The sequence below is a fragment of the Nonomuraea sp. NEAU-A123 genome, assembly GCF_018603905.1.
GTDB lineage: Bacteria > Actinomycetota > Actinomycetes > Streptosporangiales > Streptosporangiaceae > Nonomuraea.
Window position 1 is genome coordinate 570,381 of record NZ_JAHFZZ010000004.1, and the last position, 23,235, is coordinate 593,615.

The 23,235-nt window shown below is 70.6% G+C and carries 21 protein-coding genes; 9 read left to right on the forward strand and 12 right to left on the reverse strand.

The window, feature by feature from the left end; genetic code table 11:
- The first annotated feature begins 3 nt into the window (after positions 1–3).
- Positions 4–1,257, forward strand: coding sequence for a serine hydroxymethyltransferase (glyA, locus tag KLK06_RS14860; RefSeq protein ID WP_214636001.1), 1,254 nt, complete (start codon positions 4–6; stop codon positions 1,255–1,257).
- 630 nt (positions 1,258–1,887) lie between these two features.
- On the opposite strand, the gene KLK06_RS14865 is transcribed toward glyA, so the two are convergent.
- From KLK06_RS14865 to KLK06_RS14875, 3 genes are all read right to left on the reverse strand, one after another.
- A complete protein-coding gene (locus tag KLK06_RS14865; protein WP_214636002.1) occupies positions 1,888–3,189 on the reverse strand; it encodes a CHRD domain-containing protein in 1,302 nt (433 codons plus the stop codon).
- Between the two features lie 160 nt (positions 3,190–3,349).
- A complete protein-coding gene (locus KLK06_RS14870) occupies positions 3,350–4,069 on the reverse strand; it encodes a zf-HC2 domain-containing protein (RefSeq protein WP_214636003.1) in 720 nt (239 codons plus the stop codon).
- Positions 4,066–4,614, reverse strand: a complete 549-nt coding sequence (locus KLK06_RS14875; protein WP_250905380.1) for a sigma-70 family RNA polymerase sigma factor — start codon at positions 4,612–4,614, stop codon at positions 4,066–4,068. The genes KLK06_RS14870 and KLK06_RS14875 overlap by 4 nt, the downstream gene beginning before the upstream one ends.
- Before the next feature lie 291 nt (positions 4,615–4,905).
- On the opposite strand from KLK06_RS14875, the gene rsgA reads away from it, so the two are divergent.
- On the forward strand, positions 4,906–6,003 hold the full coding sequence (rsgA, locus tag KLK06_RS14880; protein WP_214636004.1) for a ribosome small subunit-dependent GTPase A: 1,098 nt from the start codon (positions 4,906–4,908) through the stop codon (positions 6,001–6,003).
- Between the two features lie 17 nt (positions 6,004–6,020).
- Positions 6,021–6,650 (forward strand): phosphoribosyltransferase, encoded by a 630-nt coding sequence (locus KLK06_RS14885; protein WP_214636005.1) that lies wholly within the window; start codon positions 6,021–6,023, stop codon positions 6,648–6,650.
- Positions 6,651–6,767: 117 nt separating this feature from the next.
- Here KLK06_RS14885 and KLK06_RS14890 read toward each other — a convergent pair whose 3' ends face one another.
- The gene (locus KLK06_RS14890) at positions 6,768–7,244 is read right to left on the reverse strand and encodes an ATP-binding protein (protein ID WP_214636006.1); all 477 of its coding nucleotides are present in this window, start codon (positions 7,242–7,244) and stop codon (positions 6,768–6,770) included.
- A gap of 130 nt (positions 7,245–7,374) precedes the next feature.
- Here KLK06_RS14890 and KLK06_RS14895 point away from each other — a divergent pair, with 130 nt between their 5' ends.
- Together KLK06_RS14895 and KLK06_RS14900 are read left to right on the forward strand one after the other, a co-directional pair.
- Positions 7,375–8,262: a helix-turn-helix transcriptional regulator gene (locus tag KLK06_RS14895; protein WP_308168253.1), complete on the forward strand. Its 888-nt coding sequence runs from the start codon at positions 7,375–7,377 to the stop codon at positions 8,260–8,262.
- 115 nt (positions 8,263–8,377) lie between these two features.
- A complete protein-coding gene (locus KLK06_RS14900; protein WP_214636007.1) occupies positions 8,378–8,617 on the forward strand; it encodes a DUF397 domain-containing protein in 240 nt (79 codons plus the stop codon).
- 257 nt (positions 8,618–8,874) lie between these two features.
- Here KLK06_RS14900 and KLK06_RS14905 read toward each other — a convergent pair whose 3' ends face one another.
- The 4 genes from KLK06_RS14905 to KLK06_RS14920 all read right to left on the reverse strand — a co-directional run bounded on the left by KLK06_RS14905 (position 8,875) and on the right by KLK06_RS14920 (position 12,277).
- Positions 8,875–9,186, reverse strand: coding sequence for a WhiB family transcriptional regulator (locus KLK06_RS14905; protein ID WP_080036407.1), 312 nt, complete (start codon positions 9,184–9,186; stop codon positions 8,875–8,877).
- Positions 9,187–9,287: 101 nt separating this feature from the next.
- The gene (locus KLK06_RS14910) at positions 9,288–10,202 is read right to left on the reverse strand and encodes a sucrase ferredoxin (RefSeq protein WP_214636008.1); all 915 of its coding nucleotides are present in this window, start codon (positions 10,200–10,202) and stop codon (positions 9,288–9,290) included.
- 61 nt (positions 10,203–10,263) lie between these two features.
- A complete protein-coding gene (locus KLK06_RS14915; RefSeq protein WP_214636009.1) occupies positions 10,264–11,775 on the reverse strand; it encodes a glycerol-3-phosphate dehydrogenase/oxidase in 1,512 nt (503 codons plus the stop codon).
- Positions 11,768–12,277, reverse strand: a complete 510-nt coding sequence (locus KLK06_RS14920) for a TetR/AcrR family transcriptional regulator (protein ID WP_214636010.1) — start codon at positions 12,275–12,277, stop codon at positions 11,768–11,770. The genes KLK06_RS14915 and KLK06_RS14920 overlap by 8 nt, the downstream gene beginning before the upstream one ends.
- 31 nt (positions 12,278–12,308) lie before the next feature.
- Here KLK06_RS14920 and KLK06_RS14925 point away from each other — a divergent pair, with 31 nt between their 5' ends.
- Positions 12,309–13,901: an FAD-binding oxidoreductase gene (locus KLK06_RS14925; RefSeq protein WP_214636193.1), complete on the forward strand. Its 1,593-nt coding sequence runs from the start codon at positions 12,309–12,311 to the stop codon at positions 13,899–13,901.
- A gap of 15 nt (positions 13,902–13,916) precedes the next feature.
- Here the strand turns inward: KLK06_RS14925 and KLK06_RS14930 are convergent, their stop codons facing one another.
- Positions 13,917–14,327 carry a hypothetical protein gene (locus KLK06_RS14930; protein WP_214636011.1) on the reverse strand — a complete coding sequence of 137 codons (411 nt, stop codon included), beginning with the start codon at positions 14,325–14,327 and terminating at the stop codon, positions 13,917–13,919.
- Between the two features lie 149 nt (positions 14,328–14,476).
- Between KLK06_RS14930 and KLK06_RS14935 the strand changes: the two genes are divergently transcribed.
- Positions 14,477–15,964, forward strand: a complete 1,488-nt coding sequence (locus tag KLK06_RS14935) for a metallophosphoesterase (protein WP_214636012.1) — start codon at positions 14,477–14,479, stop codon at positions 15,962–15,964.
- 21 nt (positions 15,965–15,985) lie between these two features.
- Positions 15,986–17,551 carry a bifunctional 3'-5' exonuclease/DNA polymerase gene (locus tag KLK06_RS14940; RefSeq protein ID WP_214636013.1) on the forward strand — a complete coding sequence of 522 codons (1,566 nt, stop codon included), beginning with the start codon at positions 15,986–15,988 and terminating at the stop codon, positions 17,549–17,551.
- A 32-nt stretch (positions 17,552–17,583) separates the two neighbouring features.
- Here KLK06_RS14940 and KLK06_RS14945 read toward each other — a convergent pair whose 3' ends face one another.
- Positions 17,584–18,885 (reverse strand): MFS transporter, encoded by a 1,302-nt coding sequence (locus KLK06_RS14945; protein WP_308168254.1) that lies wholly within the window; start codon positions 18,883–18,885, stop codon positions 17,584–17,586.
- Between the two features lie 140 nt (positions 18,886–19,025).
- A complete protein-coding gene (locus KLK06_RS14950; protein ID WP_214636014.1) occupies positions 19,026–19,841 on the reverse strand; it encodes an MOSC domain-containing protein in 816 nt (271 codons plus the stop codon).
- A 106-nt stretch (positions 19,842–19,947) separates the two neighbouring features.
- Between KLK06_RS14950 and KLK06_RS14955 the strand changes: the two genes are divergently transcribed.
- Positions 19,948–20,730, forward strand: coding sequence for a S9 family peptidase (locus KLK06_RS14955; RefSeq protein WP_214636015.1), 783 nt, complete (start codon positions 19,948–19,950; stop codon positions 20,728–20,730).
- Between the two features lie 60 nt (positions 20,731–20,790).
- Here KLK06_RS14955 and KLK06_RS14960 read toward each other — a convergent pair whose 3' ends face one another.
- Positions 20,791–23,199 (reverse strand): protein kinase, encoded by a 2,409-nt coding sequence (locus tag KLK06_RS14960; protein ID WP_308168255.1) that lies wholly within the window; start codon positions 23,197–23,199, stop codon positions 20,791–20,793.
- Positions 23,200–23,235: the final 36 nt, after the last annotated feature.

Consider the following 23,235-nt stretch of genomic DNA (forward strand, 5'->3'; position numbering starts at 1 on the left):
GTCATGAGTTCTCTCGCTACCGTAGACCCGCAGATCGCCGAGCTCATCAAGGCGGAAGAGCGCCGTCAGGCCGACACTGTCAAGCTCATCGCGTCGGAGAACTACGTGTCCAAGGCCGTGCTCGAGGCCACGGGCACCGTCCTGACCAACAAATACTCCGAGGGCTACCCCGGCAAGCGCTACTACGAGGGCCAGCAGGTCATCGACCAGGTCGAGACCCTCGCCAACGAGCGGGCCAAGGCACTGTTCGGCGTCAACCACGCCAACGTCCAGCCCTACTCGGGCTCGCCCGCCAACCTGGCCATCTACATGGCCTTCCTGCAGCCGGGCGACACCGTGATGGGCATGGGCCTGCCGTTCGGCGGCCACCTCACGCACGGCTGGTCGGTCTCGGCCACCGGCAAGTGGTTCAACCCGGTCCGCTACGGCGTGCGCCAGGACACCGGCCGCATCGACCTCGACGAGGTCAGGGCGCTGGCGCTGGAGCACCGGCCGAAGCTGATCTTCTGCGGCGGCACCGCGATCCCGCGCACGATCGACTTCGAGGGCTTCGCGTCGATCGCCCGCGAGGTGGGCGCCGTACTCGCCGCCGACATCGCGCACATCGCCGGCCTCGTCGCGGGCGGCGCGCACCCGTCTCCGGTGGGCCACGCCGACGTGATCTCCACGACCACGCACAAGACGCTGCGCGGCCCGCGCGGCGCCATGCTCATGGCCACCACCGACGAGCACGCGACCGCGCTCAACAAGGCCGTCTTCCCCGGCCTGCAGGGCGGCCCGCACAACCACACCACCGCCGCCATCGCCGTGGCCCTGCACGAGGCGTCCACCGACGACTTCAAGACCTACGCGCACCAGGTGGTGACCAACGCGAAGGCGCTGGCCGAAGAGCTGTCGAGCCGCGGCTTCGACCTGGTCTCCGGCGGCACCGACAACCACCTCATCCTGCTCGACCTCACGCCCAAGGGCATCGGCGGCAAGCCGGCCGCGCAGGCGCTCGACCGCGCGGGCCTGGAGACCAACTACAACACGGTCCCCTTCGACACCCGCAAGCCCTTCGACCCGAGCGGCATCCGCATCGGCACCCCGTCGGTCACTTCGCGGGGCATGGGGCCGGCCGAGATGCGACAGATCGGCGCATGGATGGACGAGGTCGTCACCGCCCTGGCCAAGGGCGACGCCGAGCACGTCATCAGCCGCGTCCACCACGAGGTCAGCGAGCTCACCGCCCAGTTCCCAGCGCCCGGCCTCGCCTAACTATTGACTGTTTCGGGTAAATCGCTCTCACCCGTTAGGCCGCACGCGGCTGAGGGCCGGCCTCTGGGAAAAGCCCGCTGACCCCGGCTGGCCTCTTCGGGTGAACCGCGTTCATCCGTTACGACACAGCCGCCCCGGCCGCGCGTGGCTGAGCCAACTGCGGGGAGTCGCGCTGTCCGGCGGCCTGAGCCGGATGAGCACTGACGCGAGCCATGGACCGCTCCCATGGTCAACAATGCGCACGTAACGGCGCCCAACCCCGTAAACCGGAGGAGCGTGCCCCTGGACAGTCCTCAGCCCCGGTCGGTGGGTGGGGTGGGGGCGGCTGGCCGTAACAGATCTGCCCTTAAGAAGCCCTGGTCGGCGGGTTCGATGCAGGCGGCGTGACAAATCACCAAGAGGAGACACACGGACGCCCCGCCGTACGGAGGGTTACGGCGGGGCGTCGGGTGCCTTCGGGGGTGGGCCGGTTTACCCCCGGAGGCGGTGGCCGGTGGCGGGCGGGGGAAAGTCGCCGCCATCGGCCGGGGCGGTCCGTGCGGGCGGGACCGAATCGTCCGCGCGGACCTGGTCTTCAGTTGGTCTTTCGGTCTTCTGGCCGGTCATCAGCCCCGGCACAGGTCTGGTCGGTCAGCCCAGGAACAGATAGTCGGCCTTGTAGTCCACCTGGGTCTTGGCGCCCACGGTGCAGGTGCCAGCGGGGGCCACGCCGCCCTCGGTGTTGAGGCGCAGGATCGTGGTGGCGTGGGCCAGCAGGCCGGTGTTCTTGCCGGACTGGGTGGCGTCCAGGACCAGTTCGGGGATGTTGCCGTCGCCGTTCGGGGTCTTGGTGACGAGTGTTCCGCGCACCGCGCTGCCGTCTGGAGCGATCCACTGTGGCGGTCCCGCGGCGGGGGTCACGAAGGAGTGGTCGATGCCGCGCCGCAGCTTGGCGGACACGCCGAACTGGGTGAAGGCGGGGGCCGCGCCGGGCTGCTGGGTGCAGGCGTAGATCTGGGCGCCCTTCAGGACCTCGGCGGTGACCGCGCGGGGGTGGTCGAACGGGTCGCCGGAGAGCTGGCCGCGCACCGCGCCGCCGTTGAACTCCGTGGTGTGCAGGTTCGTGTAGTAGCGGCCGGGGTTGGCGGCGATGCGCTTGACGATCGGCGCGGCGACCTTGGTCTCGCCCGCGATGCCCGTCAGGTTCGGCGGCAGGCCCGCGGTGTCGGCGAACAGGTCGGCGACCACGTCGCCGTTCTTGCCGTTCACGCCCTTGTGGATGTGGCCGTTGGTCACCGGGGCGAGCCCGGTCCAGAAGGCCGTGTAGCCGATGACCGAGCCGTTCGGGCGCAGCCACCAGGTGGCCTTGCCGTCCTGGTCACCGCGCTTCTTGCCGTCCTGGGCCGGCACTTCCTTGGTGCCGTCGGCGCTCGAGGAGAGCGTGGCCTGGTTGCTGCCCTGCAGGACGCCGTTGAGGTCGATCGGCTTGTTCAGCCGGTGGAACTGGCCGCGGACCGCGCCCTTGGGGTGGGCGGCGTCGTGCAGGTTGGCGTAGAAGCCGGCCGGGTCGTCGATCAGCGCCTTGACCAGCGCCTGGTCGGCCGTGACGGTGCCGGTCACGCCGAGCGCGGACTTGGGCAGCGGCTTGGTGAAGAACTCGAGCTTGACGTCGCCGTTGGCGCCCTTGGCGCCCAGGTGGATGTGCCCGGCGGTAGGTGAGTCGATCTTGTTCCAGCGAGCCGCGAACGTGACCTCGTTGCCACTGATCTTGATGACGACGGTCGAACGACCATCGGCGTCACCCTTGACGCCCACCTCGTTGGCGCCGCGCAGGCCGGCGGCGAGGTACACGTCGTCACCGGAGGCCGCGACACTCGCCTGAGCTGCGGTGACGGGGGCGAGGAGGCCGGTGGCGAGCAGTGCCCCGGACAGGGCGAGCGTGCGAATCGACATGATGAAACCTCTTAAAGGATTGTTATTCGGGTTGGTACGGCAAGCAGTACGCGACCCGGCCTCGAAGAGGTTCAATCGAGTTATCGGTAAAAGTACACATAGGGAGAGGGGCACAAAAAAGCCCTCCCACCTGCGGTGGAAGGGCTCCTGAAATGCTCGTTCAGGCTCTGACGGTAAGTAAAGTCTTACCTGTGGTGGTGACCACTTCGAAATGATCGATTTCCTCAAGCTTCCACGGACTGCCGCCGTGCATGTAGAGGGGATCGGGCGAACCGGGCACGCCATATCCGGCGGGCGGCACCGACCAGCCCGTCATGATCCGCTTCTGGCCGGACTTGGACACCGAGATCAGCTCGCATTCGAGCGGGCCCTTCACCCCCGAGAGCTTGAGCGCGGCATGCGTGCCCCAGCCCTTGGACTCCAGCACCAGCCCGCCGGTCACCCCGTCCGCGCCGACGCCCGCGATCGGTGTGCCGTCGGCGTAGAACTGCTCCGCGGGACCCAGATGCTGGGCGTGCTGGTCCGAGGCCACGACCGGAGCCGCGTCATTGCCCCCGAGCTGTGTGCCGACCGCGAGTCCGCCGGCCACCAGCGTGACCGAGGCCGCCAGCCCGATCACGAATGTGCCCCTCCTGGACCGCCGGTCCTCCGCCTTCTTACGCCGGAGCAGGTCGATGACATCGGCCTGCCCGTAATCAGGAGGGGGGTCTGCTCGCACCGGCCCGATCCCCGTCAGCACGCTGGCCACCCCGGCCAGCTCGGACAGTTCCGCCGTACACGACGGGCAGAGGGAGAGGTGCGCTTCGAAGGCCAGTCTGTCGTCGTCGTCCAGCAGACCGAGGGCGTAGGCGCCCACGTCCGTATGCTCGACTCTGTTCACGCCGTCACCCCTCTCTCCTGCAGTGCGACGCGCAACGCGCGGACCGCGTAATAAACCCGGGACTTCACTGTTCCAACGGGGATGCCGAGCGCCAAGGCGGCGTCGTTGACCGACCGGTCTCGCAAGATCGTCTCGTTGAGGATCTCGCGGTGGGCCGGTGATAACGCCATCAGCGCCTCGGATACGACCACCTGGTGCAGCAGTCCCTCCATCTCGTCCGGCACGGGCATGCTCTCCAGCGGGCCATCGCCTGATTCCGGCGGGCGGGCTTCCTTGCGCCGCCGGTCATCGATCACGATACGGCGAGCGACCGTCGCTAGCCAGGGCATGAGAGAAGCCGAGTTCGGATCGAGCTGCTCGGAACTGCGCCAGGCGCGGATCATGGTCTCCTGCACGACGTCCTCGGCCCATTGCCGATCGCCCGCCGTCAGCCGGATCACGAATGCCAGCAGCGGCCGGTGGTACTCCCGGTAGAGCGTGGAGACGACCACTTCGTCATCCGGACGTACTCGTCTGATCCGGTGGCGTGAGCGTGGCTTGCCCATGGGGGCGGCTCCCTCGGCCGAGGGCGGGGGACACGTGCTGACTCGCATCATTCCCCTTTCAAAGTGCAGTCGGCAGGAAGTACGGACAGAATGTGGCCCCAGGTTCAATAGATCGGGAAGAAACTCGTTGCGAACCCGCTGGAGGGATGCGTAGAGTCTGATCGCAACTGGAGCGAGGAGGTGAGGACTATGCGGGCTGTTCTGTTCCGTCTGCCGTCCGTCAACCTCCGGGTGCCCGCGTAAACACGCGTAGAGACCCGGGTCCTTCTCGACCGCAAAGGTGTCACTCCGTTGTTCTCCGATCTGTTCTCGCTCGGCTGGGCCGAATCCCGCGCCGCCGAGCTACCACCGCTGACCGTCCCGGCCCGGGTGTCCCGGGTCGATCGCGGCGCCGCCGAGGCGATCGCCGCCGACGGGCAGCATCACGTCAAATACGGCGCGCGCGTCCGCAGGGCGTCCGCTGACGACCCCGTGGCGCTGCCCTGTGTCGGAGACTGGGTCGCGCTCAGAGAGCTCCCAGAGGGCCGGTACGAGCTCGACGCGGTCCTGCCGCGAACCAGCGCCTTCGTCAGGGGCGGCGTCAGCCGCGACTCGCGCGGCGGGCTGTCGGGCGACGGCCAGGGCCAGGTGCTCGCGGCCAACGTCGACATCGTCTTCGTCGCCGAGCCGTCCATGCACGCCACGGACTTCGCCGACCTGGGCCGCATCGAGCGGCTCGTCGCCCTGGCCTGGGAGTCCGGCGGCACGCCGGTCGTGCTCGTCACCAAGTCCGACCTGTTCGAACGGGGCCTGGACGAGCTGCTCGCCGACGTGCGCACCGCGGCGCCGGGCGTCGACGTGCACGCCGTCTCCTCGGTGCTCGGCGACGGCGTCGAGCTCGCGCGCGGCTACCTCGAAGGCTCACGCACGGCCGTCGTGCTCGGCCCGTCGGGCGCGGGCAAGTCCACGCTCGTCAACGCCATGGCAGGTGGCGGGGTGATGGACACCCAGCAGGTGCGCGCCGCCGACGGGCGGGGCCGCCACACCACCGTGCACAGGGAGCTCATCCCGCTGCCGGGCGGCGGGCTCGTCATCGACACGCCGGGCATCCGCCGGGTCGGCCTCTACGAGATGAGCGAGGGCGTCGAACTCGTCTTCTCCGACATCGAGGAGCTGGCGGCCGGCTGCCGGTTCGACGACTGCGGCCACGAGAGCGAGCCCGGCTGCGCGGTGCTCATCGCGCTGGAGAGCGGCGAGCTGCCCGAGCGGCGGCTGCTGAGCTGGCGCAAGCTCCAGCGCGAGGCCACCTGGATGGCCTCGCGCACCGACGCGCGGCTCCGCAAGGAGGAGCGGGACAAGTGGAAGATCATTCACAAGGAGATGCGCCGGGCGGGCAGAAACCGGCCCTGATCGGGTAATACCACTGCATGGACCTGCTGTTCGCGGACCGTGCGCAAGCGGGGACGATGCTCGCGGACCGCCTGCGCGGCGCGCAGGACCCCTTGGTGCTGGCGCTCCCGCGCGGCGGCGTGGCGGTGGCCGTGCCCATCGTCCGCGGCATCGGCGGCCGGCTCGACGTGCTCGTCACCCGCAAGATCGGCTATCCGCCGACGCCCGAGCTGGGCGTCGGCGCGATAGCCGAGGGCGGCGAGCCGGTGTTCGACCTGGCGCTGCTGCGCAGGCTCGGGATGACGCCCGAGTCGGTGGCGGAGGTGGTCGCGGAGGAGCGGCGCGAGCTGGCCCGCCGGGTCAAGGTCTACCGGGGTGACCGCCCGTTGCCCGACCTCGCCGGTCGCGAGGTGATCGTGGTCGACGACGGCCTGGCCACCGGCGCGACCGCGCGGGCCGCGCTCCGGGCGGTCCGCGCGGCCAAGCCGCACCGGGTGACGCTGGCCGTCCCGGTGGGCGCCCGCGACACCGTCGAGGCCATGCGCGAGGAGGCCGACGAGGTGGTGGTGCTGCGGGTGCCGGTGGACTTCCGGGCGGTCGGGCAGTGGTACGAGCGCTTCGACCAGCTCAGCGACGCCGACGTGCTCGACCTGCTGACGGACGTTTAGCAGGAGAGGCGCTCAGACCGGGCGGCCGCACTCAGACAGGGCGCGAGGCGAGTCAGGGCGCGCTCAGACTGGGCGTGGCACGAGTCAGGGCGCGCTCCAGACCGGGCGTGGCACGAGTCAGGCGGACAGGACGGCCCAGACGAGCTTGCCCTGGCCGCCGGGGGTGAGCCAGCCCCAGCCCGTGGTGAGCGCCTCGACCAGCCGCAGGCCGCGACCGTATTCGGCGAAGATGTCGGTGGCGGGGGCGGCGGTCGGCGCGTGCCGGCTGTAGTCGCTCACCACGCACGCCACCTCGCGCAGCCGGCTCAGCAGCCGGAGCTGGATGGCGCCGCCGCCGTGCCGCATCGCGTTGGTGACGAGCTCGGAGACCACCAACTGGGCGTCGAACACGATGCCGTCGGAGCCCCACGAGGTGAGCGTCCGGTCGACGAACCGCCTGGCAGTGGCCACACACTCGGGCTCGAACGTACTGAGTTCATGAAACGGGAAGACCGCGTCACACGGACCGCGTCGCCCTTCGAGCAGAATGGGCAGCAGCCAACCCGGCGCTTGAGCGCCGGTGGCGGCTTGCGGCCGAGCGTCGAAAGTCGTCATCCTGGCCCCCGAAGCGCGGTCTAGGTGATCCAATGCCCATCTTTACGGCGTGTGCTGACCGATGCAAGACTTTTCGTGTTTTACAGATGCAAATCGCATCTGCACGTGCAGATGATCTGGGAGCGGTAGTGTGAGCGCACTGAGTGCGGAAGGGAACGTCGTCGGCTACTCGCCGGGAAGCCCGACGGTGCTGCGGATTTTGCTGGGTACGCAGCTGCGCAGGCTCCGCACGGAGCAGCGTATCTCGCGGGAGGACGCGGGGTACGCGATTCGCGCTTCTCACGCGAAGATCAGCCGCCTGGAGCTCGGCCAGGTCAGCTTCAAGGAACGCGACGTGGCCGATCTGCTCACGCTCTACGGCGTCACCGACCCCGCCGAGCGGGCGCCGCTGCTGGACCTGGCCCGGCAGGCCAACGCCCCCGGCTGGTGGCACAAGTACGGTGACCTGCTGCCCGGCTGGTTCGAGGTGTACATCGGGCTGGAGGGCGCGGCCTCGGTCATCCGGACCTACGAGAACCAGTTCGTGCCCGGCCTGCTCCAGACGCCCGAGTACGCCAGGGCGGTGATCAAGCTGGCGCACGAGACGACTCCCGACGCGGAGCTCGACCGGCGCGTCGCGCTGCGCACCAGGCGCCAGGACCGCCTGACCGGCGACCGGGCGCTCAAGCTGTGGGCGGTCATCGACGAGGCCGTGGTGCGGCGCGCGCTGGGCGGCCGCGAGGTGATGCGCAAGCAGGTCGAGCATCTGCTGGAGATGACGGCACGGTCCAACGTCACCGTTCAGGTCGTTCCGTTCGAACGCGGCGGGCACGCGGCCGCCGGCGGGCCGTTCAGCATCCTGCGCTTCCCCGAGCGTGACCTGCCCGACGTCGTCTACCTGGAGCAGCTCACCAGCGCCCTCTATCTCGACAAGCCGACGGAGTCCGAGCATTACATGCAGGTCATGGACCGATTGAGCGTCCAGGCCGACTCCCCTGAGCAGACCAAACGCTTCCTGGAGCGGCTGCTGTCGGTGTGATCCACACCATAAGAGGATTTTGGTCATCCCCTATATGGCGATCTTGGCGCTACCGTATCGTGATCTCGCAACCACGGCTGCACGTGCATCCGTAAGCGCGCGAGGGAGCTTCCCCATGCATGAGTTCCGGAACGGAACGCCCGCCGGTCGCCTTTCCGCCGTCTGGCGCAAGAGCAGGCGGAGCAACCCGAACGGCAACTGCGTCGAGGTGGCCGATCTGCCCACGGGGGAGGTGGCGATGCGCAACTCGCGCTTCCCCGAGGGGCCCGCCCTGGTTTATACGCGGGCCGAAATCACCGCGTTCGTGCTCGGGGCCAAGGACGGCGAGTTCGACGACCTGATCGGTCTGAGCTAGAAGCGCCGACCCAGATGTAATGATCCAGCGGCACCTGTCCCGGAAGGCGCCGATCCTGGGGGACACAGATCCGGAAACCACTTCAGCCCGGCGTCACGGATGACGCCGGGCTGAAGCGCGTGCTCGGGGTTGAGCTGGTGCTTGATCAAGCAGTTGCCCCGACCGGGTTCACCGGAGCCTGGACGTGGCGGGCCAGGCTCCGGCTCATCGGGACAACTGCGTGATCACGCGGTGATCACGGACGCTGCCGGGTGGAGTCAGGCGGCGGAGATGCCGGCGCTGGCCGCGCGGCGCATGCGACGGCGACGCTCGGAAGCGCGCTCGTCCTCGTTCAGGCCACCCCACGTGCCGTACTTCTCCGGACGGGACAGCGCGTAGTCCAGGCACTCGTTGCGGACAGGGCACTGGGCGCAGATCGCCTTGGCCTTCCGCTCGCGCACGTCACGCTCGGGCTGCCGCTCCCCATCGGGGCCGAAGAAGAGCACGAGGTCCTCACCCCGGCACGCGGCATCATCCTGCCAACCCCAGCTGGGGCGCGGGCGGGCGAGCTGCCGACGTACCTGAGACATGAGAAAACCACCTTCGTGAGAGGTATTTCAGTAATTGAGCCGCATTGGACGCTTTCGGCGTCACTGTTCCAACGCAAAGGTAGGCCGTGATGTTCCCGTGATCAGGTAAGCGCGGGCGTGGCGTACCGCACAGGCGTGAGCCTGTCCAGCGAAACCAGCCGGTAGGAGGTGATCTTCTCGGCGCAAGCCGTACCACACGGCGCTTGGAGCACCGATGGCTCAACCACAACCTGGAACCGGACGTCGCCGCAGCGCACGATGGCTTCGGTGACGTCGCCGTCCGACCTGGAGGATTCCACGGCCACTGCGCCGACAGAACGCTCTCCCGTATGGGCTCGGGCGAAGTGCTCGACGGCTTGCAATGGCTCAGGGATGCCTGCGCGTCCCCGGTAACGGTCGAGAATGATCTCGCCCGACCGGTACGCGTTAGCCGCTGCGATCGCAGCAGCCTGAGACATGCTGCCGTAGAAAATTCCGTGTGGCAAGCACACGAGGTTGGCGGCGTAACGATCGCCGCCAACGTGTGACGTTTCCCACACTCTCTCCGGCCAGTTTTCGGCCAGTGTCCGAGCGAGGGGTAGTCCAATGCGGGCACAACACGCATTGCGCTTGGCGTGCGTGCAGACCAGAAATACCGGCTCGTCTTCAAGTATGCAGGACTCCGGGACCACTCCGGCCACCAGCGCGTCGAGGTCAAGATCTTCGGGACCTGCGATGACTCCGCTGGCCAGCCAGGGGTTAGGGCCTATGGCGTAGCCCACTAGCACACGCAGGTCCTGCTCCTGCGGGCGGGCTCGCCGGCCGGGGCGGCGGATGAGCTGGGGCCGGATGCCACGTTCCATGGCGCGCTGCACGAGTTTCGAGATTCTCTCAGGAAGCTCGAAGCTTTCCAGATGCGACGGCCACGGCCCGTCGTGCTCGACGAGTAGCCACAGCCGGGCTCCCACGGTGGCGCTGGCCAGATTCGGCACAGCGCCGGTGTGGGAGCCGTCCGGATGCTCGCAGGCCCTGGTCAACGCCTTCCTCCCTCATTCGCGAATTAGGTAAGACTAACCTAACGGTGAGGGGGTAAACGTGTTATCCGGCAAACGCCGCCCGGGCGGCCGGCAGCGCCGCCGTCCTGTCCTCGGGGACGAGCCCGATCCTGGTCCTGCGGTCGAGCAGGTCGTCCGCGTCGAGAGCGCCCTCGTGGGCGACGGACCACCGCAGCTCGCCCATGGTGATGCCGAGACAGACCTCTTCGGGGTGCGCCTTGACGAGCTCGTGCACGGCCGCCGCCTCGAAGCCGTAGCGGGCGACCAGCCGCTCGGGCGTGCGGTCCGCCCCGGCGCGCGGCTTCACGAAGGCATGATTCTGGACAGCCCCGACGAGCGGGATCGAGGTGGTGCGGCTGGGGCCCGCCTGGAGGTTCCGCGCCGAGATCGCTCGATCCACCGCGTCCTCCGCCATCCGCCGGTATGTCGTGAGCTTGCCGCCCACGACCGTGATGAGTCCTCCATCCGCGAACACGGCGTGCTTCCGGGAGACGTCGGACGTCCGCCCGTCCGCCGCCAGGAGCGGCCTGAGCCCCGCGTAGGCGCCCGCGACGGCCTCGCGGGCCACCGGTGCCGCCAGAACCGTGTTGAGCACGCTCAGGAGCGCCCTGATGTCCTCCTCGGGCGCCTCGGGCACGTCGGGGACGGGGCCGTCGAGGGGTTCGTCGGTCAGGCCCACGTACACGCGGCCGTCGGCTTGGGGGAGAACGAGCGCGAATCGGTTGCTCTCTCCGGGTATCGGGATGTGCAGCCCGGACAGGAGGCCCGGCAGGGTCCCGGGGCGGAGCACGAGGTGCGTGCCGCGTGACGGGCGCAGTTCCACCTGCGGATCCAGCAGGCCCGCCCACACGCCCGCCGCGTTGATCACCGTCCTGGCCCGGATCCCGAACTCCGCGCCGGTCAGCTCGTCACGGACCTTGGCGCCCTCGCCGGTCAGCTCCAGGGCGCGGCAACGGGTCAGGATCCGCGCCCCGTGCGCCGCCGCCGTCCTGGCCAAGGCGACGACCAGCCGGGCGTCGTCGAGCACGCGGCCGTCCCAGGACAGCAGCCCGCCCCGCAGGCCGCGCTCGCTCAGCATGGGCGCGAGCGTGTGCGCCCGGGCGGCCGTCAGCCGGGATGGGCCGGGCAGCAGCCGGCGCGGTGTGAGGGCGGTGGCGCGCAGCGCGTCGCCGAGCCGGTAGCCGGTCATCAGCAGCTTCGCCCGGGGCCTGGAGACCTCCGGCGTCAGCGGCAGCACGTACGGGTGCGCCTTGACCAGGTGCGGAGCCGTACGCCGCAGCAGGATGCCGCGCTCGACGGCGCTTTCGCGGGCGATGCCCACCTGGCCTTTGGCGAGGTAGCGCAGTCCGCCGTGAATGAGCTTGGAACTCCATCGCGACGTGCCGAAAGCCAGGTCGTGCGCGTCGATCGCCGCTACGCTGAGACCACGCGAAGCGGCGTCGAGCGCCGCGCCCGCACCTGTCGCGCCCAGACCCACGACCAGCACGTCGACGGTTTCCTCCGCGATCACGGCCAGCTCGCGGGCCCTTCGCGGCGCGTTGAGCGAGCTATCCAAGGTAGGCCTCCAGCAGGGTGGCGAGTTCGGCGTCGAGTTCGTCGAGCGTCACGGGGTCGAGCATGGTGGGCGCCGACAGCAGGAACGACTGCGCCACGAGCAGCACCGCCCTGGCCTTGCGGCGGTCGCCGACGACGTCTTCGAGCACGGCCAGCACCGCCTCGTGGGTGGCGCCGCGCCGATCCAGCAGGTACGGCAGGAGCAGCTCCGGGTCCGCTTCCACGATCTTGCGCCAGAGCGGATGCCCACGCAGCCGTCGTACCCCTTCGACGACCGCCGCCACCGGGTCCGACATGTCGAGATCCGTGACCGCCAGCACCCACTCCCGCGTCATCACGTCGGCGACCAGGCTCCGCACGTCGGGCCAGCGGCGATAGAGCGTCATCCGGGACACCCCCGCCCGGCGCGCCACGTCGGTGAGCGTGGTGCGCCGCACCCCATAGGCGAGCACGCAGTCGCGGGCCGCGTCCAGCACGCCGTCATTGTGACGAATCGACGTCATATGTCACAGTGTAGACGTGCTGAACGAACCCATGCTCTGGTCGGGCTGGGGCGACCCCGCCAAAGCCCGTGAGCTGCCCCCGCAACTCCGCGAGCTGCTCCACGACCTGCTGGGCGTGCGCGAGCCGGCCGCGCCCGCCGCCTCATTCGCGTCCGTACGGCTGGCCCCGGTCGCGCTCTCGCCCGCGCGCCTGGCCGCCGTGGCCGAGGTGGTGGGCCACGAGCACGTGCTGACCTCGCGCGCGGCCCGGATCGGGCACACGCGCGGCAAGTCGACGCCCGACCTGCTGCGGATGCGCGCGGGAGACGGCTCGGACGCGCCCGACGCCGTGGTGCTGCCCGGGTCGCACGACGAGGTGGCCGCGCTGCTGCGGCTGTGCACCGCCGAGCGGATCGCGGTGGTGCCCTTCGGCGGCGGCACGTCCGTGGTGGGCGGCCTGGCGGCGGCCCGGTCCGGCTTCGCCGGGGTGGTGGCGCTGGACCTGGCCCGGCTCGACCGGCTCGTCTCGGTCGACGCCGAGTCGATGGTCGTCACCGTCGAGCCCGGGCTCCGGGCGCCCGAGGCCGAGCGGCTGCTCGAACGGCACGGGCTGACCCTGGGGCATTTCCCGCAGTCGTTCGAGTACGCCACGCTGGGCGGGTTCGCGGCGGCCCGGTCCAGCGGGCAGGCTTCGGCGGGGTACGGGCGGTTCGACGACATGGTGGTAGGGCTGACCGTCGCCACGCCCTCCGGCGACCTGTCCCTGGGGCGCGCGCCGAAGTCGGCGGCCGGGCCCGATCTGCGGCAGCTCCTGCTGGGGTCGGAGGGGGCGTTCGGCGTGATCACGGCACTGCGGCTGCGGGTGCGGCGGGTGCCCCAGCGGCGGGTGTACGAAGGGTGGCGCTTCGGGTCGTTCCGGGAGGGGACGGCCGCGCTGCGGGTACTGGCGCAGGAAGGGCCGCTGCCGACGGTGCTGCGGCTCTCGGACGAGACGGAGACCATGATCGGGCTGGCCCGGCCGGACGCCATCGGGGGCGGTGACTCCGGCTGCCTGGTGATCGCGGGCTACGAGGGAGCGGCGGCATCGGAGGGTTCGCCAGCTTCGTCCGCGACGTCGGTCGAGGGGCGCGGGGCCGGGGCGGGGGCGGTGCTGGCGCGGATGGGCGGGGTGCCGCTCGGGATCGAGCCAGGACAGGCGTGGGAGCACGGCCGGTTCTCGGCGCCGTACCTGCGCGACTCGCTGCTGGCCGTCGGCGCGACGGTGGAGACCGTGGAGACGGCCGGGTTCTGGTCCGCGCTGCCGCGCCTGTACGACGCGGTACGGCTGGCGCTGCTCGGGGCGCTGGAGTCGCCGCTGGTCATGTGCCACATCTCGCACGTGTACGAGACCGGGGCCTCGCTGTACTTCACCGTCGTCACCGCCCAGAAGGGGGACCCGGTGGAGCAGTGGGAGCGGGCCAAGGAGGCGGTCAACGCGGCCATCGTGGCGGCGGGCGGCACGATCTCGCACCACCACGGCGTCGGCCGCGACCACCGCGAGGCGTACGCGGCGGAGCTGGGACCGGTGGGCGTGGACATCCTGCGGGCGGTCAAGTCCCGGCTCGACCCCGCGGGCATCCTGAACCCGGGCATCCTGATCCCCTGAGCCTCCGGGCGGGGGTCAGTCGGGTGGGTCGACCGCCGCGGCCTCCGTCATGGCCGCCGCCGCGTCGCCGTACTGCTGGAGGGCCTCGTAGACGTCCGACAGGCAGGCCAGCGCGACGATCAGCGGCGCGCCACCCGACAGACGGCAGAGCTCGACGGCCTCCTGGGCGAGAGGCAGCGCCTCCGGGCCCCGGCCGCGCAGCAGCAGCAGCTTGGTGGCGGCCTGCAGGCAGCGGGCGAGGAGCACGGAGTGCTCGCCGGGGTCCGCGGCGACCAGCTCCCGGCTGAGCCCGATCGCCTCATGGACCCTGCTGAGCGCGCCCCCGCCCCAGCGTGACCGTCTGCCGGCGTACGCCAGCAGTCCCTCGACGGCGGCCACCCCCGTGGTGCCTTTCCGGGTGGCGTCGTCCGAACCGTTCCGGGCCATGGCAGCCCCCCTCGGCGGCGACGAACCGCTTGCTTGGGGCGTGAGGTTACACCATCACGAACCGATTGTGTTCCCGACGGCACGCTGCGTTCCGGATGTGCTTGGGGAAGAGCGTGCGACATGGGGAAGATCGCGGTAAAGATGTGGTCATGGTGGAAGTCGCGGCTGAGCGTGGAAAGCAGCTCTCCTCCCGGGTGTCGGAGGAAGGCGCGGGGTGGGCGTGCCGGCGGATCGGTACGTTCAACGAGCTGAGACCGGACACGAAGGGGTTCACCTGGTTCAGCCCGCGCACGCTGTGGCACTCGCGCAACCAGATCGTCGCCGGGCTCTTAGGCGACCCGTCGGGGCAGGTGCGCCGCAGATGGGTGGCCGAGCAGGAGGCCCGGGGCGCCGACCCGGACTTCCGCGTCCGGCCCGAGGTGGGGGAGAGCTTCAGCTTCCTGCTGCTCGGCGACACGGGTGAGGGCGACGCCTCCCAGTACGCGGTCGTGCCCGGCCTGCTCAAGGTGGGCGAAGGCACCTCCTTCGCCGTCATCGCCAGCGACGTGCTGTATCCAGCCGGGTCCGGCAACGAGTACGAGAACAAGTTCTTCCGCCCGTACAAGGACTATGACGCTCCGATCTACGCGATCCCTGGCAACCACGACTGGTACGACGGGCTCGGCGGCTTCATGCGTGTGTTCTGCGACGCCCCGCAGCTCAAGCCCAAGCGGGAGTTCGGGCTACGCGCCCTGCTCTGGCGCAAGTCGGACTCGATCGACGAGCGGCGCCTGGCCGAGGCCCGCCGGTTCAGGGAGCGGCCGTCGCAGCAGGCCGCGCAGCCGGGACCGTACTGGGTGATCGAGACCCCCAGCCTGCTCATCGTGGGCGTCGACACCGGCATCCAAGGGGGGATCGATCGGCAGCAGACCGAGTGGCTGCGCCGCGTCTCCCTGGACCCGCGCCCGAAGATCCTCGTCACCGGCAAGCCGATCTACACGCGCAACGACTACAAGCCGTCCCCGCTGGAGGGCGGCGGCACGATCGACGACATCATCCGCGCCCCCGAACACCGCTACGTGGCCGCCATCGGCGGCGACGTGCACAACTACCAGCGCTACCCCGTCAGAGTGGGCGACCGGGTGATCCAGTACATCGTCTCCGGCGGCGGGGGCGCGTTCATGCACGCCACCCACACCACCCGCCGGGTGGACGTGGCGGGCGTGCACGAGGACGACTTCAAGTGCTATCCACTGCGTGGCGACTCGCTGTCGTTCTACAGCCAGCTGTACGCGAAGCGGCTCCGGATGAAGTGGATCTACCTCACCCCGGCCGAGGCCGCCTGCATCATGGCGGAGCAGATCAACAACACCCCGGTCCGGCCCGTCGCGGGGCTCGTCACGATCACCCGCCGGATGAGGTGGGCGGCCCGGCTGCTCGGGGCCTGGCCGATGCCCTTCCGGCTGCCCGTGGGCACGGTCTTCCACCGGTACCTCTCCGAGCTCTCCGACTGGGACACACCACCGTTCTTCAAGCAGTTCCTGCACCTTTCGGTCACGCCCGACCTGCTCAAGGTGCGCTGCTTCGCCGCCACCGGCTGCCTGCCGCAGGAGGTGGACCCGCCGATGGAGGACGAGGTGCACATCAGTTTGTCGTAGCCGCCTGGCAGGCTGGACGGCGTGCACGTAGTGGTGACAGACCGGACGATCCTCCCGATCGGCGGACCGGCTCGTCAGGTCGACGACCTGGAGCGGGCCGTACGAGAGCTCGAAGCCGAGCGGCCGCGCTGGGTCTGGGCGGACACGCACGAGGCCTATCCGCCCCTGCTGCGCGGCGGCGTGCGGGTGTCACGCTGTCACGACCTGGCCCTCACCGAGGGCCTGCTGCTCGCTCATGAGGGACGCTACGGGCAACCGCGCTCGGCCAAGGCCGCCCACGCCAGGCTGCACGGCCTGCCGGTGCCCGACGAGCAGCCCAACATGCCCGACACCCTGTTCGCGCCCGAGCCGCTCGGCGCGGAGGCGGTGGCGGAGGTGCTGGCCGACCAGTTGCGCCGGATCGAGGCGCTGCCGGACCCGGGGCGGTTCCGGCTGCTGGTGGCGGCCGAGTCGGCGGGCGCGCTGATCGCCGCCGAGATGGGCCACGACGGCATGCCGTGGCGCCAGGACGTGCACGACGCCCTGCTCACCGACCTGCTCGGGCCGCGCCCGGTGCACGGCATGCGCCCGGCCAAGCTCCAGGCGCTGGCCGACGAGGTGGCCGCGGCGTTCGGCCATCCGGTCAATCCCGACTCGGTGCAGCAACTGGTCAAGGCGTTCAAGGGCGCGGGCGTCGCGCTCAAGACCACCCGGTCGGAGGAGCTCAAGCAGCTCGATCATCCGGCTGTCGCGCCGCTGCTCGCCTACAAGGAGCTGGCCAGGCTCTACAGCTTCCACGGGTGGGTGTGGGCCGACCAATGGGTGCGCGACGGGCGCTTCCGTGCCGAGTACGTGGTGGCCGGTGTGGTGTCGGGGCGGTGGGCCACCAGCGGCGGTGGCGCGCTGCAGATCCCCAAGGTGATGCGCCGCGTGGTGGTCGCCGACGACGGCTGGACCCTGATCGTCGCCGACGCCGCCCAGCTCGAGCCACGAGTGCTGGCCGCGATGGCCGGAGACAACGGGCTGGCGCGGGCGGCGGGGGAGATCGATCTCTACTCGGCGCTGGCCAAGTCGTTCGGGGGCGAGCGCGACCACGCCAAGATCGCGATGCTGTCCGCCATGTACGGAGGCACCAGCGGTGACGCGCCCAAGCTGCTGGCGGTCATGCGGCAGCGCTTCCCCAAGGCCTACCAGTTCGTCGAGGACGCGGCCAAGGCGGGGGAGGAGGGGCGGCTGGTGCGCTCCTGGCTCGGCCGCACCAGCCCGCCGCCGTCCGACCGGTGGAAGTCGCTGGTGTCGGGGCCCGAGGGAAACAGGGCGGCGCGCGATCGGGGGCGGTTCACCCGCAACTTCGTCGTGCAGGCCACCGCCGCCGAGTGGGCGCTGGTGCTGATGGCGGTGCTGCGGGGGCGGCTGTCCGGGCCGGCCCGGCTGGTGTTCTTCCAGCACGACGAGATCATGGTGCACTGCCCGCTCGGCCAGGCCGAAGAGGTCATCGCCGCGGTGTCGGAGTCGGCCGCCGAGGCCAGCCGGCTGCTGTTCGGGCAGACGCCGGTGCGGTTCCCGATGGAGGCGGTCGCGGTCGCCTGCTACGCCGACGCGAAGTGAGGTGGTTCTCCGGACGGTGACTTCCCCGGATGTCAGGTGGCGGCTGTCTCCGAGGCCGTCAGCGGGCCGCCGCTCGCGCGGTGCCAGGTGATCGCCAGCCAGACTCCGGCCAGCGTCACCATCACGCCCACCACCAGCCCGAGCACCCCGTACGACAGCCCGCCCACGATCGCGCCCGCGACGATCGTGCCGGTGGCGCCGCACACGTTCATCAGCAGGTCGGACAATCCCTGCACGGCGGGACGGCTCCCGACCGGCACCGACTCGGAGACCAGCGCCGACCCCGCCACCAGGCCGCACGACCAGCCGAGGCCGAGCAGGACCAGCGCGGTTGTCACCTGCCAGACGCGGTGCCCGGCCGTACCCGCCAGAACGGCGGCGCTGAGCAGCAGCGCCATGCCGAGCAGCAGCACCGGCACCTTGCCCGCTTTGTCGGCCAGCCAGCCCACCACCGGCGACATGACGTACATCCCGGCGATGTGCAGGCTGATCACCAGGCCGATGACGTCCAGGTTCGAGCCGTCGTGGTGGAGTTTGACCGGGGTCATCGACATGACCGACACCATCGCGGTGTGGCTGATCGCGATCATGACCAGGGCCTTGCGGGCCATGGGGGTGGTGCGCAGGGTCGTCCAGGCGTTCCTGATCGTCCGGTTCCGGCCGGGGGCGGGGGGCTGCGTGCCGTTCAGCTCGCGGGCCAGTTTGAGCGGGTCCGGGCGCAGGCCCACCAGGATGATGAGCATCGCCAGCGCGAACGCCAGCGCCGCGAACGCGAACGGCCCGGCCTTCTCCACCAGGCCCGCGGACATGCCGATCTGGTCGGCGGGCTTGGCCAGGTTCGGGCCGGCGACGGAGCCGATGGTGGCGGCCCAGACGACCAGGGACAGGTGCCTGGCGGCGTGCCCCGACGGTGACAGGTCGGTCGCCGAGTAGCGGGCCGCCAGGTTGCCCGCGCTGCCGCCGCCCACCAGGACCAGCCCGGCCAGCAGCAGCGGCCAGTTGCGGAGGCTGATGGCGCCGACCGATAACGCGCAGCCCGCCAGCGCGGCCACGTACGCCAGCGTCAGGCCCACCCGCCGGCCGCCCCGGCCGGACGCCTTGGCGGTCGGCAGCGCCAGCAGGGCCGCGCCGAGGACGGTCGCGGTGCCCGCGAAGCCGCTGATCACGGTGGAGCCGGAGAGCTCGTCGACGACGACCGAACTCAGGGCCAGGCCGACGGCGACGCCTACACCACCCACTATTTGCGCGGCGGACAGGATCGCGAGAGTGCGCCGCTGGACGACCCGGATCCGGTCAGGGGACGAAATATAGGGCTTAATAGGGGCGCTGGTCACTTGTGAAGTCTCGCATAGCCCCCGAGATCCCCCCAAAGGCCCAAATCACCCCACGTAGCGGTATTCAACCATTTGCAGGATGCTTTCGGGTGCTCGATCGCCCGTCGCCTGAGGTGCCGCCCGTTTCGGAGACGCCAGGTTCAAAGGACCGATACCGGATCGCCCTGGGTGATCCGTCCCGGAGCCTCCGGGATGAGGTTCATGCCGAACCAGACCTTGCCGTCCCACCGGCGGTGCTTGGCCAGGGTGCGGATGGGCTCCTTGCCCTTGGTGTAGGTGCGGGTGTCGACGGTGGTCAGCACGCATCGGTCGCAGCTCTTGACCGCCCGGAACTCCGTGTCGCCGATGCGGATCCGCTTCCATCCGTCCTCGGCGAAGGCGGTCTCCGCGCCGTCCACGACCACGTTCGGCCGGAACCTGCTCATGGGCAGCGGCGCGGGCAGCTCCTCGCCGCGCTCGACCGCCGTCTCCGCGATCCAGTCGTTGAGCTGTGCCAGCGAGGCCGTGGACGTGAGCAGCAGCGGGTACGCGTCGGCCAGGCTGACCCGGTCGTCCGGCCGGCCGTACTCGGGATCGACAGGACGGCGGGTCGGGTCGTCCTGCCAGGCCAGCCGGGCGGGGCGGTCGATCAGCGCGGTCAGCCACGCGGCGGCGTCGTCACCGCAGTCGGTCAGCTCCAGCGGCGTGTTCCGCATGTTGATCAAGGAACGCGTGGAGGTGGGGGTGACCCGCAGCGGCGCGGCGTGCGGGCCGGTGAGCGTGAGCGTCTCGCCGTCCAACTCCGGCAGGCACATCAGCAACCGGGGGATCTCACGGGCGGTCAGTATCTCGCCGTGCTCGTCGAGGATGAGGTAGCGCCGGTCACCGGCCAGGCCCCAAGGCTGGACCTCGGCCTCTCGTACGGCATGTCCACTCGTCGACTTGACGGGATAAAAGTGGATGCTCGCCAGCTTCATGCGGCCGACGGTACCCGACGCTCACCTGCGGTGGAATGAGGTGGTTCTGGGGGTGGGTCGTCGGGCGGCTGTTAGCGTACTGATCGTTCCGAGAGAGGAGAGCCTTATGAGAGCTGCCACACCTGGGGTGACGTTCGACAGTGACGGGGTGCCGCTGCTGGGGGTGCTGCACCTGCCGGCGGGCGAGGGGCCGCATCCGGTGGCGGTGCTGCTGCACGGTTTTCCCGGCAATGAGCGCAACTTCGATCTCGCCCAGGCGCTGCGCCGGGCCGGGTACGCCAGCCTGGTCTTCCACTACCGGGGCTCCTGGGGAGTCGGCGGGGACTGGTCGTGGGGGAACGGCCTGGCGGACGCGGCGCGGGTGGTGGCGGCCGTGCGGGAGAAGCCGTTCGCGGCGGAGCACCGGCTCGACCCGGAGCGGGTCGCCGTGGTCGGACATAGTTTCGGGGGGTTCGTCGCGCTGATGACGGCCGCCGCCGATCCGGGCATCGCGGCCACCGTGTCGGTGTCCGCCTTCGACTTCGGTACGGTCTCCCGCGGGCTCGACGCCGAGGGGCGGCGGGAGTACGTCGAGGCGTTCGACGGCGAGCTGCTCCCGCTCACCGGCACCAGTGGTGCGGCGCTGGTGGCCGAGATGGAGGCCGCGGGGGAGCGGTGGAGCCTGGCCTCGCTGGCACCCGCGTTCGCCGGACGCCCGGTGATGCTCATCGGGACCGGACTCGACCCCGTGACGCCCGCCGAAGTGCACCACCGGCCGCTGGTGCCCGCGTACGCGGGGGCGGCGCTCGAACACCATGAATGGGCCACCGACCACGCCCTGTCCGACCACCGCGCCGAACTGGCCACGACGGTCCGCGACTTCCTCGACCGCGCCCTCGGCGTGCGCTGACCGTTCGGATCTCGGCCGCACGACCCACCCGCCCGCGCTCATGGCGCGGTGGGTGGGTCGTCAGGTGGTCTGGCGGAAGGTGTCGAAGAAGACCTTGCGGGTTTCGGCCTGGTCGTCCCACTTGAGCTCGGGCATGGTGAATATGATCTTGAAGGCGTTGGTGTCGTCCATCGTGACGTACCGGGTCAGGGCGTGCATGGGGACGCCGTTGGCCAGCGTGTAGGTGTACTCCCAGTCGGCCGCCTTCCAGTCGCGATACCGCGTCGCCTGGAGCTGGACCTGGATGTAACCGTCGACGCGGCCGTCCGCCTCCTCGCGGGTCAGTTCCGACAGGCCGCCGTCCGGCTGCGGGGTCGCCTGCTCGACTCGGGTCGTCATGCCCGAGTCCTTGGGACCGGTGAACGTGGCGTCGCCGCCTGACGCGGTCAGCTTCCAGCCGTTGGGCACGGCGGCGGAGAAGCCGGGTGGGGTCTGCTCGCCGAAACCGTCGGGCACGGTCGCCGTCAGGGGGTCGTCGGTGGCGGCGGGCGGCGACGCGATGGCGGTCGCCGTGCTCGCCACCGGTGCGGGCGTGTCACCCGGGCGGACGAACAGGACGACGGCCACGATCACGCCGAGTGCCGCGATGGCGGTGACGATCAGGCGTGGGGTGGGGCGGCCGTCGCGGAGCCAGCCGCCCTCCTCGTCCTCGACTCTGCGCCTGCTCTTGGTCAGGCGTTGTGAGGCGGTGGGCAGGTTGGCCAGGCGGTTGTGGGTCAGGTCGCGCGACAGGTCGATGGACTGGTCGCGCAGGTGGTCGGACGAGGCCAGGGGCCAGGGGGCGGCGCGGCTGTCGCTGGTCAAGGGCAGGATCGGCTGCGGTCCTGACGGGCCGAGGTCACGCGATTCCCGGGACTCCGAGGCGCGGCGCGGGCCCGACGGGCCGCCGAACGGTGTGCTGTCGGGCACCCGGTGCGATCCCGATGGGCTGCCGAACGAAGGCGGCGCACCGGACGGCGACGAAGGCGGTGCACCGAGCGGCCCGCCGGACGCGAAGCCAGGCGACGACGGTGGCCCCCCTGGCGGAAAGCCCGGCGACGACGGTTGCCCGCCTGACGCGTAGTCCTGTGACGGGAAGCCCTGCGACGCGTAGTCCTGCGAGGCGAAGCCTTGGGACGCGTAGTCCTGGGAGGCGAAGTCCTGCGACGGGAAGCCCTGGGACGGGAAGTCCCGCGACGGGTGCCCGCTCGGCGGTCCTGACTGGCCGCCGGTGAACGGGCGTACCACTGACGGCCCGGCCGGGCCACTCTGCCCGGGGCCGGCCTCCGGTATCCGGTGCGAGCCCGACGGGCTGGTGAACGCGTCGAACCCGGCCGCCGGGGGCAGCGCGTCCGTGCGGTGGCTGCCGGACGGGCTGGACATGCTGTCGTACGGCATGGAGTACCCGCCCGACGGGCTGTTCAGCGGGTCGTACGGCACTCGTACCGGCCCCGAGGGCGTCTCCACGATCCGCGACGGCATCGGCCCGGACGGCGCGTCCAGCGGCGGCAGCAACTCGGCCGGCGTCGAGTCCGTCTGCGTCGGCAGGGACCGCGCGGACTCGGCGGGGCGGGGGCGGACCGAGCCGTGCGCGTGCAGGACCCGTTCCAGCATGTCGCTGACCTGTTCGGCGGTGAGGCGTTCGGCCGGGTTCTTGCGCAGCAGGCCCTCGATCACCGGCGCCAGCGCGCCCGCCCGCTGCGGCGTGACCGGTTCCTGCGTGAGGACCGCGCCCAGCACGGCGATCGGGTCCGGCCCCTCGTACGGCGGGCGCCCCTCGACCGCGGCGTACATCGTCGCCCCGAACGACCACAGGTCGGCCGCCTGGGTGATCGACTGCCCGGACAGCCGTTCCGGCGGGATGTAGGCGGGCGACCCCATGAGCAGCCCGGTCTGCGTGATCGTGACGTCGCCCTCGATCGCGGCGATGCCGAAGTCCGTCAGGACCACGCGGTCCGCGGTGAGCAGGACGTTGCCCGGCTTGATGTCACGGTGCAGGATCCCGGCCGCGTGCGCGTGCCTGACCGCGTCGAGCACCCGGATGCCGATCTCCGCGGCCTGGATCACCGGGAGCGGTCCGCTCTGCCGGACCGCCTGTTCGAGGGACCAGGCCCGGACCAGCTCCATGACGATCCACGGCCGGCCGTCCTCCTCGACCACGTCGTGCACGGTCACGATGCCCGGGTGGGTCAGCCGTGCGGCGGACCTGGCCTCCCGCAGCATGCGCCGGTGGGCCACTTGCCGGCCCGCGTGGTCGAGCCCGTACGGCAGGATCAGCTCCTTGACAGCCACGTCGCGGGCGAGCAGCACGTCATGCGCGTGCCACACCATCCCCATGCCGCCTCGGCCGACCGGTGACATCAACCGGTAACGCCTGCCGATCAGACGACCTTGGCTCTGTGAAGCGTTTCCCTCCGCACCGGGGCCGCTGAGCAAGCGGTCGGCTGCCATGTTCCCGCCCCAATCTCCAGCCTCATCGGTCACAAG